Raw genomic sequence first — 13,600 nt, forward strand, 5'->3', positions numbered from 1 at the left:
TACTTGCGGTTGGGTTGGATTGTACGTCGTGTGCGATCTAATCGCGTACGATGCATACTGGACGAGAAGTCAGCCATTGTCAAGCACGAAATTCAATCGCACGCGATATTTGATGTCTATGGCCCGGGCGGGACGTATGCCGTGATCGGATGAGGCGTTGTCACATGACGTTATCTATCATTTCGAGGTCCGACATCTTTCCGGAAGAATTGCGAAAAGCTAATGTCTGTTGACAGTATGTTTTTCATACCTATTTTCTTGGTGCCTCGAATGGCCTTGCGAAGGACGTCACGAAACATTCGACCCATGCAACCTGTCGCCGGCTGCCCAGAGCGCATACCTGTTCCGACTGCAGTACTGAAATGCCCCATCCGGTATATGGCGTGGAGCGCGCCTGCGTGCTGCTGGTCGACCCTTAAAGCGCCTTTCTCTCCGGTGGAGGCAAGGTCTTTCCCATGCTGTGCGACTTCGCGGCGGCTGTGCGGCCGCTCGAGGACCAGCGCACCACGGTCGAGGCCGTACGTAAGCCCGAGATCCAGGCGGTCGTTAGCGCGCGAAACGGCCAAGGGACAGGCTGCGGTGCGTAATATGCACCTCACCTGCTGCAAGGACGCGGGTATCAGTCCCGATTGCCTGGCTTGCGGCGAGCCATTGCGTTGCGAGGACCTGAAGCCGGCACTCAGCCCGGAGTACGCGTGGGAGCGGATGGCACGACAGGACGCTGCACGACGACCGAAGTCGGCTTGAGGAAGACTTTACACCGGGAGACCTCGTCGGACTCTCGGCTATCGGGTGGGTGGTGCGAACGACGAATTCAGTGGAATACTGTGAGGAGCGTCGCCTTGACATCCTCCACGCGTGGCCTAGCATCTAGTGCTACCCACAGAATCATGGAACGTCGACATAGACACTCTGACTACTGCCAACAATTGCTTGGCTCGCATGTGCTGCGCCACTTACGCGCGAAAACGTTAGCTAACTATTCAGTGCGTCATGCAGCAGGATGTTACGTCGGGGAAGTTGACTCAACACGGTTGTCGAATTACATAGGTCAAACCGTGGGAAATGGACTAGCACCACATGGAAGATCGACCAACGAAAGTGGTGGCACACTCTGAGCCCTGCGTTGTTGTCGTTGACGATGACGATGGGTTCCGCGAATCACTTGAACGACTCTTGCGCTCGGCCGGGCTGAAGGTCTTGGCGTTTGCGTCCGTCGCCGAGTTTACGGCTTCTGGGCCGCCGGACGCTCCTACATGCCTTGTGCTGGATGTGAGAATGCCGGGAAGAAGCGGACTAGAGTTTCAGCGAGATCTTGCCGCTGCAGGCGCGGCGCTCCCGATCATCTTTGTGACCGGCCACGGGGATATCCCCATGACCGTACAGGCAATGAAGGCAGGTGCCATTGAGTTTCTGACCAAGCCGTTCCGCGACCAGGAACTTCTTGATGCGGTAAATCATGGATTGGCCCGAGACCGCGCACGCCGCGAGAACGACGAATCCCTGAAGGGACTCCGGGCTCGCTTCGAAGAACTAACAGCGCGCGAACGTGCGATCCTCGTCGAGGTGGTCAAGGGACGGCTGAACAAGCAGATTGCCGCCGACCTGGGCATCACTGAAACTACGGTGAAAGTTCATCGAAGCAACATGATGCGCAAATTCGGAGCATCGTCGCTCCCTGAGCTTTGCCGAATGGTCGACAAACTTGATCTGTTGCCAAAGAAGCCGGAGTCGTCGTGACGAGAACACAGAATCGACGTTTTTCCATTCAGCCGGTCGCCTGCGCCTAAACCATGGCTTAGAGAATCGCTTTCGCTACGGCGGTACACTGTGCTAACAGAGCGGAGCTGGATAGTGCCGCCAGGCACATTGCAGAACTGCATGCTACGCACCGGAAGCTGCCGTGCCAAAGCCGATCCTCATTTCCGTTGTTGATGACGACGAGTCCTTTCGGCACTCTCTGCGAAGGCTCCTTAAGTCGTATGGATATACCGTCGAGGTGTTCCCGTCTGCGGCAGCATTTCTCGCGTCTGACCAACTCGCTGCGACCGCCTGCCTCATCACTGACGTTCACATGCCGGCAATGACGGGCGCTGACCTCTACCAGAATCTGGTTGCGATGGGGTTCGCTATCCCGACCATCCTTATCACAGCCTATCCGGAAGATGGCGTCCGGCAACGCACGTTGAGTCAGGGAATCGCTTGCTATCTGCAAAAGCCGCTGGATGATGGCGCTTTGATCGACTGCATCCATCGCGCCCTTGCTCGCACAAGAACGCCTCGAGTTACGCCATGAATGCAAGCGACAGCGATTCAAATAGCGAATCTCTAGAAGTGTTGTGGGAAAGCGGTGAGAGGTTATTCTGCCGACTCGGGCGCGTGGAGACTGAAGACCTGCGGCATGCTTTTGTCTCTGTCATGACAGGTGCTCAACGCGCGACGCAGGAAACGATAACTCGCCTGGCACACGAATATGAGCTCAAGGACTACCTCGATGCGGGGTGGGCATTGTTGCCAGAGGAACTCGTGCGTGAGCCAGGTCGGACCATGCTGTTCGTTGGCTATTCGGGAGGCGAACCTCTTGACAGGCTGATTCGGCAACCCGTGGAAACTGGACGGTTTCTGCGACTGGCTGTGGCAATATCGGCTGCGCTCGGCAAGCTTCATGGGCGCGGGCTCATTCACAAGGATTTGAAGCCCGCAAATCTCATCCTCGAGGCCGAGACGGAGCGAGTCTGGCTGACCGGCTTCGGCATTGCGTCTCGCCTTTCTCGGGAACGGCAAGCTCCAGACCCGCCTGAATTCATCGCTGGAACGCTCGCCTATATGGCGCCCGAGCAAACGGGGCGAATGAATCGCTCGATCGATTCACGAAGTGATCTGTACTCGCTGGGGATCATCTTCTATGAAATGCTGACCGGCCGACTTCCGTTTACCGCGTCCGATCCAATGGAGTGGGTGCACTGTCATATCGCCCGGCAGCCGGTAAATCCCAGTGAGCGCTTGGCGAGTATCCCCGCGGCCGTCTCGTCCATCGTTATGAAATTGCTCTCCAAGACTGTAGAGGAGCGATACCAGTCGGCGGCGTGTGTAGAGCGCGACCTGCGCCGCTGCCTGTCCGAGTGGACCGCGTTGGGGCGCGTCTTCGACTTCGTGCCGGGACAACACGACACACCGGACCGTCTCATGATCCCAGAGAAACTCTACGGGAGGGGCTCGGAGGTCGACACGCTTCTCGCGGCATTCGACCGCGTTGTCGCTGGTGGGCGGGCCGAACTGATTCTTGTCTCTGGATACTCAGGCATCGGCAAGTCCGCAGTTGTCAATGAACTTCAGAAGCCGCTTGTCTCCCGCCGTGGATTGTTTGCGTCGGGCAAGTTCGACCAATACAAGCGCGACATTCCCTATGCCACGCTGGCGCAGGCCTTCCGGGCATTAATACGACTGCTCCTGAGCAAGAAAGAGGCTGAGCTCTGCGAATGGCGCGATGCCCTTCGCGAAGCGCTGGATCCGAACGCACAACTTATGGTCGAACTCGTCCCCGAGCTAAAGCACATTATTGGCGAACAACTGCCTGTGCCAGAACTCTCGGAACAGGACGCACACGCGCGCTTCCAGATGGTATTTCGGCGCTTTATCGGAGTATTCGCTCGGCCGGAACATCCACTTGCCCTTTTCCTCGACGATTTGCAATGGCTTGACGCGGCCACGCTAGATCTGCTTGAGGATCTGCTTACGCGTAATGATCTGAAGCATCTTCTGCTCGTTGGCGCATATCGGGACAACGAGGTGGGTGCAACCCACCCCTTAGCCCGTAAGCTCGAAGCGATTCGTAAGGGCGGAGGCGCGCTGCAGGAGATCGTCCTTGATCCTTTGGGCTACGATGACCTGGTTCAACTCCTTTCAGACTGCCTTCGTTGCGAACCAGGGCGCGTCGTGCCGTTAGCGCGATTAATCCACGAGAAAACGACCGGTAACCCTTTTTTCGCGATTCAGCTCATTTCTACCTTGGCCGAGGAGGGGCTGCTGGCGTTTGACTACGCTGTGGGGCAATGGTCGTGGGATGCGGACCTCATTGATGCCACGGGTTACACCGACAACGTTGTGGATCTGATGGTCGGTAAATTGAACCGCCTGCCGACTAATACACTGAGAATGCTTTGCCAGTTTGCCTGTCTCGGAAACAGCGCAGAGTTCCATACGATTCAGTTAGTATGCAAGGTATCAAATAGCGAATTACACGATGGACTGTGGGACGCCGTTCAAGCTGGACTGATCTTCCGCTCAAAAGATAGCTACCGCTTTCTTCACGACCGCGTCCAGGAGGCCGCCTATTCGTTGATCCTTGAGGGCGCCCGCGCGGAAACACACCTGCGCATTGGTATGCTTCTCGTTGAGTTCACGCCTGCGGGAGAACTGGAAGAGTCAATTTTCGAGGTGGTCAATCAGCTAAATCGCGGCGCTCATCTCGTCATGTCGGCGGAAAAACGGGAGAGCATTGCGGAGCTAAATCTAATCGCTGGTCGGCGAGCCAAGGTCTCCACCGCATACGACTCAGCGCTTAAATACCTTGCGGCAGGTCACAGCCTTCTTCGTAAGGAATCCTGGGACAGCAACTACACGCTCATGTTTTCCATTCAATCCCTGATGGCGGAGTGTGAACTCCTGACTGGGGATTCGTTGACCGCCGAAAGCCGGCTTTCGCAATTGGCCGACAGGGCCAGAAGTCGACATGACTATTGCGTCGCGACATTGTTGCGGATCAGGCTCTATGCCGCGATGGATGAAAATGACCAGGGGCTTGACGTCTTTCTAGAATGGCTACGCCGTGACGGCACCGTATGGTCGAAGCATCCGGCCAGCGACGACGCGATGGCGGAATACAAGCGTATCTGGGCGCTGCTCGGTGACCGGCGAATAGAGGATCTCGTTGACCTGCCTCTGATAAAGGATCCTGATGTTCTTGACACGCTGGATGTTTTCACCGAAGTGGTCACGACATCCTATTTCTTCGATGAAAACTTGTCGTCACTTGTCGTCTGTCACATGGTGACGCTCAGCCTGGAGCACGGAAACTGTGATGCGTCGTGTTTCGCCTATGTCTGGATGGCAATCGTTGCCGGGTCTCGCTTCGGCAACTATCGCGATGGGTTTCGGTTTGGCCAACTAGGATACGATCTGGTGGAGAAGCGAGGCTTGGTGCGCTACCAGGCTCGAACGTACTTGTGCGTTGGTGCACTCGTTATGCCGTGGACGAAACACCCCGCCAGCGGGCGAGCGTTGATGCGCCGTGCGTTTGATGCAGCACGCCGGGTTGGTGATGTCACCTTTTCCGGCTATAGCTGGAACACCTCTGTCACGATCTGCCTGGCAGTAGGAGATCATCTCGCAGATGTGCAGAGGGTGGCAGAAGAAGGCGTCGCGTTTGCTGGTAAGGCGGGCCTGGGTCTGGTAAGGGCTGCATGCAGCGCTCACCTTGCGCTGGTTAGAACGCTCCGAGGCTTGACGACGACTTTAGGGTGCATGGATCACGATGAAAAGCGTGAGCAAGCGACTGAACAGTATCTGGCGAGCAACCCCAATCTAAGACTTGCGGAGTTCTACTACTGGTGCCGAAAATTGCAGGCCCGATTTTTTGCGGGAGACCATGCGTCAGCCATTGTTGCGGCGCGAAACGCGCAGCGGCTTCTATGGACATCGACGTTGAATTTTGAAAGTGCAGAATTTCAGTTCTATGGCGGGCTCGCTCGAGCTGCAGCGTGGCATTACTCTTCCGAGGAGCAGAAGCAAGAGCACTTCGGAGCCCTCGCAGATCATCACAGGCAGTTGGAGGTCTGGGCGGAACATAACCCGGTCACGTTCGGTAACCGTGCAGCGGTCGTAGGAGCCGAGATTGCGCGGATCGAGGGGCGTGTACTGGACGCACAGGCTCTGTATGAGAAGGCTGCGCGCTCCGCTCAGGAACATGGCTTTGTCCACAACGAAGCCATCGCTAATGAGCTGGCCGGGAGATTTTATGCGGCGCGTGGTTTCGAGAGAATCGCGAACTTATATTTCCAGGATGCGCGAGTTTGCTACCTAAGGTGGGGTGCTGACGCTAAGGCTCGTCAGCTTGAACGGCTATGTCCACAACTCAGGGTAGGGAGCGCCGCTCCTGACCTGACTAGCACGATGCTGGCCTCCGTCGAGCAGGTTGACCTCGCGACCGTGCTCAACGTCTCGGAAGCCGTGTCCGGGGAAATCGTCTTTGAGAAGCTGATCGACAGGCTTGCACGTGCTGCCATTGAGCATGCCGGTGCGCAGCGGGGGTTGCTCATACTGCTCAGAGGAAGTGAATTCTGGATCGAAGCAGAGGTTTCGACCTGTACTGAAACGGTGGAGGTGAAACTTCGAAGTGCTCGTGTTACGGCATCAGATCTACCGGAGTCTGTCCTGCGCTACGTGGCCCGCACCAGGGAAAGCGTGCTGCTGCAAGATGCTTCTAATAGTGCGTTTCGCGATGATGCCTACATCGAGAAGCGACGCGCGCGATCAATACTCTGCATGCCCATACTCAAGCAGACAAAACTCCTTGGCGTGCTCTTTCTGGAAAACAATCTGTCGACGGATGTTTTCACTCCTGCCCGCATGGCGGTACTCAAGCTGCTTGCATCCGAGGCAGCTATCTCGATCGAAAATGCGCGGTTGTACCGCGAACTAGCGGAGCGTGAAGCCAGAAACCGTCGCCTCATAGATGCGAACATCATCGGGATCTTCATTTGGGATCTCGATGGCAGGATCGTCGAAGCGAATAGCGCCTTCCTCAGTATGCTGGGATACGAACGGGAGGATCTGTTGGAAGGGCGGATTCGTTTGACGGATCTTACGCCGTCGGAACTGCACATTCGCGAAAGCCAATCGTTGCTAGCGGAGCTCACAGCGACGGAGAAAGTAGAACCTTATGAGAGGGAGCTATACCGGAAGGACGGCGGTGGTGTTCCCGTGCTGATTGGGGGAGCGGGATTTGAAGAGGGGGCTTACCAAGGTGTTGCATTCGTGCTTGATCTCACAGAGCGCAAGCGCGCGGCGGACGCATTGCGGGAAGTGCAAGCAGAGTTGGCGCACGCGAATCGCTTGGCAACCATGGGGCAGCTCGCTGCTTCCATCGCCCACGAAGTCAATCAACCTATCGGAGCGGCAAGCAACAATGCACACGCAGCCCTTCGGTTTCTGGAGCGTGATCCGCCGGATTTTCAGGAGGTCCACGAGGCACTCGAATGTGTCGTTTCCGATACTTGCCGGGCGGGTGACATCATTGGCAGGATTCGCGATCAGGTACGAAAAGCGCCGCCTCGCGCCGAGCGCGTTGACGTGAACGACGCCATTGGCAACGTGATTGCGATAGTGCAGGGCGAACTGTCAAAGAACAGGGTTGCAGTCCACACGCGCCTAACCCAAAGTCTGCCGACTGTTCGGGGAGATCGACTTCAACTTCAGCAAGTGATGTTGAATTTGATCCTCAACGCAATCGAGGCGATGAGCGCGGTCGATCCTGAGGCACGGAACCTGGTTATTTCGACGGAAGTTAGCACGCTAGCGCAAGAGCTACTGGTCACTGTCGCCGACTCTGGGCCCGGCATCGCCGCTCGGGACCTGGAGCGGGTGTTCAATTCCTTCTACACCACAAAAGCTAGCGGCGTGGGAATCGGACTTTCGATCTGCCGCTCAATTATTGATGCCCATGGCGGACGCCTCTGGGCAGACGCCCACAAGCCGCTCGGTGCGGCTTTCAAGTTTACCCTACCCCCTCTCGCCTAAACCAAGGTTTAGACCATCGAGCCAACCGGCGACATCTCGGTCCGCTGTCGTTAGATCGACGGCGGTTTTTGGTGCAGCGATTAGATGGATCGATACCAAAAGGCTGACCTGATCCACCACGGCACAATTCAAGCCAACCGCCATGCAGTGCATGCTGACTCACGTGTGATGACCATGTTCGGTCACCCGCGATTGCAACCTCAGTCGCCACGGAGTTCGTCATGCAACAGACGCTGATAGCGAACGCAGCCAAGGTTGGTGTTATCGCAGATCTTGCACCCCACACAACGGTTGCCGAAGTCGAAGCCGTCGTCGCGGCTGCGGAACAAACACCGATTTTCGATTCGCTTATTCCAATCGGAGCGCACGTCTCGACGCCTCGGCGCTGGTACACCCACCACGGCATCTATGTAGGGGCTGGTCAGGTTGTCCACTATGCAGGCCTATCGTCGACGCTACGGTGCGGTCCGGTCACGAAAGTGAGCCTTGCCGAGTTCATGCACGGGCATCCGGTATGCGTGTGCCACGATGCGGATGTCGCTTACTCCAGTGAAGAGGTTGTATCCCGTGCCTGCTCACGTCTCGGCGAAGATGCATACGACGTGCTCCGCAATAACTGTGAGCACTTCTGTTCATGGTGTCTTACGGGGGCTGCCCGCAGTCGACAGGTTGAGCGCTGGCTACCCGGCACGCGAGCAGCGGAACTTGCCATTCGGCTTCTGTCCGGACTAACCGGCGGATGGGGGGCTTCCCGCGATGCGAACCCTCTGATGAACTGACTCACATGGACGGGAGACGAACATGGATCGACTGAAAGTACTTTCGGTGTTCAAGGCCATTGCCGACAATGGCAGTTTCGTCGGCGCCGCTTCTGCGCTTGACATTCCCACGTCGGCGGCCAGCAATGCAGTCCAGGACCTCGAGAAGCTCATTGGCGTGCGGCTATTGCACCGCACGACGCGTCGCCTCGCGTTTACCTCGGTCGGCGAGGAGGTCCTGCGACGTATAGAGGTGTTGCTGCAATCCTATGAGGAGCTCGCGTCTGTCGGGCAACTTAGCGTCAACGAGCCGATTGGCACGATTCGGATGGCCGCGACCGCATCGTTCGCCCGATACTACTTAGGGCCAGCGCTTGCTACCTTCCGTGTTCGGTACCCAAAGGTGGACGTCGATATCCAGTTATGCGAAGGAGCCGTTAGCGCGGTTCTGGAAGAGGTAGATCTCGCGCTGTGTCTCGCAGACGATTTGCGCGCCACACAAATCGCGCGCCCTCTGGGGAACGCAGAAGTGGGAATCTATGCAGCCCCTGATTATCTTGCAGACAGGGGCGAACCGACTCACCCATGGCAACTTGTGCAACACGACTGCCTTACGTTCAGAGCGGCTGGTCCTGGGGCCACCTGGTCGTTCGAGCCGTTAGATCACGGTGATCCATGCAAGGTGAATGTCAAGGGTGCATTGCACGCCAACCAGATCGAAGTGCTTGCTGACGCGGCGGCTCATGGCGCTGGCATCGCGATGCTACCCGCCTTTGTAGCTCGCGCGCCCGAGGTTCATGGTAAGTTGCAACGTATCCTGCGCGGTTGGCACGTCGCTCCGCTGTTACTGCAACTCGCCTATAGCTCACGTCGATACCAGCCTATGGCAGTTCGCAAGCTAATTGAGCATTTGATCGAAACCGTCGGTGCAGCTGTTGAGCATCGCACTGTCTCGCCGCTGCGTCCGGCAGGCGGCGAGGTGACTGCAGTGAAGGGGATTGACGACCTTGCAAACAAACGAGAGTCATGTTTCCCGCAGCATTCGGTAGACGACCGGCTCGCGACGGCCTAAGCGGTCTTCGCTATCCAGGCGCTTGCCGCAACAGACGCGCTTTTCAGCACTCCCTTGCCGCGGCATAAATTGTCATCTGGATCCAGCGGTACTACTCATATCTAAGTTACGTCACCGAAGACGAAGGGGGATGTGGCTGCCCTTTCGCCGCTGTGCTCGAGCGTGATTGTGAGGTACGTTAGCGGAAAATGCTAAGCGGGCAATTGCTCGTCGGTTCCCGCATTCTATTCCCGAAGGTCTGCTGGCCATTTCGCTCTCAAACCGTTGTGCCAGCGTTGCACCGCTTGACTCCATCCATTCCCCGTATTTTGGGCACCGTTGACCAGACGGTGCCGTTCTTGCGCTCTCCGTCGATGTCGGCCGCTGAACCATGGTTCAGTGCACTCAGCGATCCGATCAAGCATTACAAGCGATCGTTCAGAACTGTTGGCGTTGGGCTGAAAGACGTCGTTGGTGTCGATACCAACGGCCCAAACGACGCGGCTACCGCGCAATACAACCAAACCGCAATACACGGCATGCTGAGTCACAGGTTGTGAGCAGTTGCAGTTGCAACCGAATGCGACCACCTCGTTGCCAAGGAGATCTCCATGAGTCAGACACCCGATTTCAGTCGGCGTCTTTTTTGCGGAACTGCGGCGGCGGCCGCCGCCAGCACGTTATTTCTCGGTCTTACAGGAAGGGCCTACGCCATGATTTCAGCTGCACAACAGATCGGCACGGATGGGGTTGCTATCCGTCCTTTTAACGCTAAATTTCCAGACTCCGACCTCGCTGAATTGCGTCGTCGCATCACCGCGACACGATGGCCCGAACGAGAAACGGTTCCTGACGATTCGCAGGGAGTCCAGCTCGCGACGATTCAGGCGCTCGCGCAGTATTGGGGAAAGGACTACGACTGGCGCAAGGTGGAGGCGAGGCTGAATTCATACCCACAATACCTCACCGAGATTGATGGGCTGGATATTCACTTCCTTCACATCCGCTCGAAGCACTCGAACGCGATGCCGCTCATCGTCACGCACGGATGGCCAGGATCGATAATCGAACAGATGAAAATCATCGAACCGCTGACCAATCCCACGGCGCACGGTGGCAGCGCGTCGGATGCGTTTCACCTGGTGATCCCGTCGATGCCAGGCTACGGTTTCTCGGAAAAGCCGACCGCCCCCGGTTGGGACCCCCAGCACATAGCACGCGCGTGGGTCGTGCTCATGAAGCGGCTTGGGTACACAAAGTTCGTCGCTCAAGGCGGCGACTGGGGCGCCATCATAACCGAGCAAATGGCTGTGCAGGCGCCGCCGGAACTGCTTGGCATACACACCAACATGCCGGGCGTGATTCCTGACGATATCGATAAGGCTGCTTTCTCGGGTGCACCGGCGCCCTCGGGTCTTTCATCTGACGAAAAACTCGCCTACGACCGACTGCAATTCGTCTATCAGAAAGGCATTGGATACGGCTACCAGATGGGGCTACGTCCTCAGACGCTGTACGGCCTCGTGGACTCTCCGGTCGGGTTGGCAGGCTACTTCCTCGATCATGATCAACGCAGCTACCGGCTGATCTCCCGTGTCTTTGCAGGGCAGAGCGAAGGTCTGACACGCGATGACATCCTTGATAACGTCACCCTCACGTGGCTGACAAATACAGCGCTTTCCTCTGCTCGTCTTTATTGGGAGAACAAGCTCTCATATTTCGGCGTTAAGGGGATCAACATTCCCGTCGCCGTGAGCGTATTTCCCGACGAACTCTATCCGGCACCGCGGAGTTGGTCGCAGCGCGCGTATCCGAAGCTTATTCACTTCAACAAAGTTGACCGGGGCGGGCACTTCGCTGCATGGGAGCAGCCCATGCTTTTCTCAGAAGAGATTCGCGCTGGTTTCAGACCGCTGCGCACTGAATAGACCCGGGCGGGCTCCGCTTTTTGTTGGAGCCGTACGGAAACTACACCAAATGGCGTTGATAACGGGCGCTGCCGCGAAGCAAATCCAACGGCCCGCGACGGGTGCAACTGGCTATTGATCGCTAGGACGATCGGATCAGGGTCGCCGGGCGATTTTGCATGCGCTCACATGACAAGAGGAGAAAGACGACATGGAACAGTTCCTCGTCGATATACCAAATGACGTAATCGATGATCTGCGAGAGCGCCTGAAGCGCACGCGCTGGGCCGACGACTTCGCAAACGATGGGTGGCACTACGGAACCAATACCAGCTATCTGAAGGAGTTGGTCGCCTACTGGATCGACGGCTACGACTGGAAAAAGCATCAGGGCGCGATCAATGCCTATCCGCAGTTCCGTACGAACATCGACGGTGTGCCGATCCACTTTATGTACGTACGCGGCAAGGGGCCGAATCCGAAGCCCTTGATGCTTTCGCACGGGTGGCCCTGGACATTCTGGGAGTATCGAAAGGTGATCGGTCCACTCAGCGATCCCGGCGCACACGGCGGCAACCCAGAAGATGCATTCGATTTGGTGGTGCCATCTTTGCCGGGCTACGGATTTTCCACACCACTACGCAAACCCGGGGTCAACTTCTGGCGCACTTCCGGATTGTGGGTAGAGCTTATGAGTCGGTTAGGCTATCCACGGTTTGCTGCTCACGGCGCCGATTGGGGGGCGCTAATCACTGCTGACCTGGGTCATCGCTATCCCGATCGCGTGATAGGCGTCCATTTTCCGATGACCTTGCCGTTGGACCTCTTCAGTGGCGGGATGCCCGCACCAGAAGACTACGACGCAGACGAAGCGCCGCTGGCCGCGAGGCTGCAGAATTTTTTCGCTACTGAGGTGGCCTACTCGGCGCTGCAAAGTACCAAGCCGCAGACGATCACAGCAGCCCTCAACGACTCACCTGTAGGGTTGGCCGCATGGATACTCGAGAAGCTCCGGGGCTGGAGCGATTGCGGCGGAGATGTAGAAACCCGCTTCGACAAAGATGATCTGCTTACAACAATCACGATCTACTGGGTGACCCAAAGCTACGGCACGTCGGCGCGGTACTACTACGAGGCTGCGCACAATCCCTGGACGCCGGTGCATGACCGGATGCCAGTAGTCGAGGCTCCGGTAGGCATCTCGGTGCTGCCGGAGGAGATATGCAGCGCTCCGCGCCGCTGGGCGGGCCGCTACTACAACCTCCAACAGATGAGACAACACGCGAGCGGCGGCCATTTCGGGGCGTGGGAAGAACCACAAGCCATCGTCACGGATATACGTGACTTCTTCCGAAAATTGAAATGAATAAATGTTTTGGTCCTTCTGCACGGTGGGATTTCCAGGCACATTTCTGGTTTGAACGGAGATTCATTTGAAAGCAACTCGACTCATGGCGGCACTGGTTGTTATTGGAAGCAGCCTTGTGCACGTGGTACAGGCACAGACGCCGCAAACCGCGCGTACCGAGCTGACCCGTCAAGATCTGGGAGACTCGGTACATGAGGTCGTCCAGACACGCGTCAACTTTTCACCGGGGGCCGCATTTCCGGCGCATTCGCACCATGGCGTAGAAGTCGCCTATGTATTGGAGGGTACGCTGGAATATCGGCTAGAAGGAAAAAATCCGATCACGCTTCGCGCCGGGCAGTCCTTGTTCATTCCGTCTGGGACGCATCATTCAGCGAGGAACGTTGGTGAGGGTGAGGCTTCGGAACTCGCCACGTACTTCGTCGAGAAAGGAAAACCACTCGTCGAACTGGCCAAATAAGGAAAGACGTGCGGCAATGCCGCTGCAAGACGAGAAGGTAGTTTTGCGTCTCGTGACTCACCTGGGATCGGAGTAGACGACTGTCGATTTTGCAGCGCTTGTTTTACCCACCGCTAAAGCGGGCAGCCCAGCGAGAGCGATATCCGGTTTCGAGCCGGGCAGTACGGAAAACGGCCGATCGGGTTGTGCATCCTGACTGTCTGGAACGATGGTAAGAACCGTTCGCGTGAAGCTAACTCGGTCGTTCGAAAAATCGGT

The 13,600-nt window shown here is 57.0% G+C and carries 8 protein-coding genes; all 8 read left to right on the forward strand.

Annotated elements, in window-relative coordinates:
• Positions 1–1,080 precede the first annotated feature (1,080 nt).
• A complete protein-coding gene (locus tag U5A57_RS39655; protein ID WP_321917610.1) occupies positions 1,081–1,740 on the forward strand; it encodes a response regulator transcription factor in 660 nt (219 codons plus the stop codon).
• Positions 1,741–1,903: 163 nt separating this feature from the next.
• The gene (locus U5A57_RS39660; protein ID WP_321917611.1) at positions 1,904–2,296 is read left to right on the forward strand and encodes a response regulator transcription factor; all 393 of its coding nucleotides are present in this window, start codon (positions 1,904–1,906) and stop codon (positions 2,294–2,296) included.
• A complete protein-coding gene (locus U5A57_RS39665; RefSeq protein ID WP_321917613.1) occupies positions 2,293–7,797 on the forward strand; it encodes an AAA family ATPase in 5,505 nt (1,834 codons plus the stop codon). The genes U5A57_RS39660 and U5A57_RS39665 overlap by 4 nt, the downstream gene beginning before the upstream one ends.
• 221 nt (positions 7,798–8,018) lie before the next feature.
• Positions 8,019–8,576, forward strand: coding sequence for a lecithin retinol acyltransferase family protein (locus tag U5A57_RS39670; protein ID WP_321917614.1), 558 nt, complete (start codon positions 8,019–8,021; stop codon positions 8,574–8,576).
• A gap of 22 nt (positions 8,577–8,598) precedes the next feature.
• Positions 8,599–9,627, forward strand: coding sequence for a LysR family transcriptional regulator (locus U5A57_RS39675; RefSeq protein ID WP_321917615.1), 1,029 nt, complete (start codon positions 8,599–8,601; stop codon positions 9,625–9,627).
• Positions 9,628–10,217: 590 nt separating this feature from the next.
• Positions 10,218–11,534, forward strand: a complete 1,317-nt coding sequence (locus tag U5A57_RS39680; RefSeq protein ID WP_321917616.1) for an epoxide hydrolase — start codon at positions 10,218–10,220, stop codon at positions 11,532–11,534.
• A gap of 190 nt (positions 11,535–11,724) precedes the next feature.
• A complete protein-coding gene (locus U5A57_RS39685; RefSeq protein WP_321917617.1) occupies positions 11,725–12,879 on the forward strand; it encodes an epoxide hydrolase in 1,155 nt (384 codons plus the stop codon).
• Between the two features lie 67 nt (positions 12,880–12,946).
• Positions 12,947–13,342: a cupin domain-containing protein gene (locus U5A57_RS39690; RefSeq protein WP_321917618.1), complete on the forward strand. Its 396-nt coding sequence runs from the start codon at positions 12,947–12,949 to the stop codon at positions 13,340–13,342.
• Positions 13,343–13,600: the final 258 nt, after the last annotated feature.

It is taken from the genome of Paraburkholderia sp. J11-2 (genome assembly GCF_905220185.1).
In the GTDB taxonomy this organism is placed as follows: domain Bacteria; phylum Pseudomonadota; class Gammaproteobacteria; order Burkholderiales; family Burkholderiaceae; genus Paraburkholderia.